Below are 1,369 nucleotides of genomic sequence, written 5' to 3' on the forward strand. Positions count from 1 at the left end.
AGCGAGACGCCATGTGTGGATGCCCCGTTTAATGCAAGTCGGTTGTTTGCTCGCTGGCGGAGTGATCGGGTGCGTTCATGTGTAAGGCCTGTATAGTGCGGCGATTCACATGCCGCTGGCCGGGATGGAGATACGCGGACCAGGTCCATATCAAGGATACGCGCTGTAAAGCGCCAAGCGTCTCACTGGTTTATCTGGTCCCGATCTGTTCGATCATTCGCCCGTCGTGCAGTGACCTCCTCACACCCCCGCTTGTGCGGTCATCGCCATCAGGCGGCGACCGAACCTCGATAATCTTGATCCTTTGTCAGCATGGCCCAAATGGCTCTGGCCATCTTATTTGCCAACGCAATCGCTGCGACGAGGCGCGGCTTTCTGGCCAGCATCGCCTGCAGCCATGGTCCAAACGAACCTGGCCGCCGCACTGCCCACCGGATTACTGCCATCGCTCCCGAAATCAGCAAGCGTCTGATATCCCTCTGACCCATCTTCGTTGTCCTCCCGAGCCGCGGCCGCCCTCCGGTCGAATGCTGGCGTGGAACCAGCCCCAGCCAAGAAGCGAAATCACGACCCCGCCTAAAGGTCGACATTTCAGGCGCAAAGGTTTCGATGGCTAGTGCTCCAATAGGACCTATGCCAGGCAAGGTTCGAAGCCGACGCGCAGTTTCACCAGCCTCCGAGACAGCGTTCATATGCTTCCGGAGAATGTCTAACTCGCTGGTCTGCTGGTCAATTCGCCGCAGGAGACCGACAGCAAGTTCTCGCACGAGTTCCGGAATTGTTGCCTCTGGATCATCGAGGGTGTCCCGAATCTGCGAAACTCCAACCGCGCCCTGTGAGGCGATGATTCCGAACTCCGACAGATGGGAGCGAAGCGAATTGATTGTTTCGGTTCGTTGGCGCAAGAGCTGCTCGCGTGATCGAAACAGCATGGCCCGTGCTTGTTGATCCGGGGTTTTGGGCTCGACAAACCGCATCGAAGGGCGTTGCGCTGCCTCAACGATCGCCTCTGCATCAGCCGCGTCATTCTTCTGACGCTTGAGGAACGGCTTTACGTAGATCGGCGCGATCAGGCGGACATCGTGCCCCATCTTCGTCAATTCACGTGTCCAATAATTCGAGCTCCCACACGCCTCCATTGCGACCATGCACGGCCGCTGGCGCGCCATGAATTCAGGGAATTGGCGCCGCGTCAGTTTTTTCTGGAAGAGCTGACTGCCGTCCTTGCTGGCCCCATGAACATGAAAGGCGCTTTTCGCCAAATCGACGCCGATGATGGTAACTTCGTCCATTGCTGTTCCTCCTCTTCTCTATCCCACGGTAGCCCACGAGGCGCGGGAGGGGCATCCACCCCATCAAGGATCGAGCG

At 58.1% G+C, this 1,369-nt stretch carries 1 protein-coding gene; it reads right to left on the minus strand.

Annotated features, from left to right (window positions below; translation table 11 throughout):
• Positions 1 to 269 precede the first annotated feature (269 nt).
• Complete coding sequence (locus IT41_RS19195) at positions 270 to 1,292, minus strand: IS110 family RNA-guided transposase (protein WP_036744395.1); 1,023 nt, start codon at positions 1,290 to 1,292, stop codon at positions 270 to 272.
• Positions 1,293 to 1,369 lie beyond the last annotated feature (77 nt).

The sequence above is a fragment of the Paracoccus halophilus genome, from assembly GCF_000763905.1.
Taxonomy (GTDB): domain Bacteria; phylum Pseudomonadota; class Alphaproteobacteria; order Rhodobacterales; family Rhodobacteraceae; genus Paracoccus; species Paracoccus halophilus.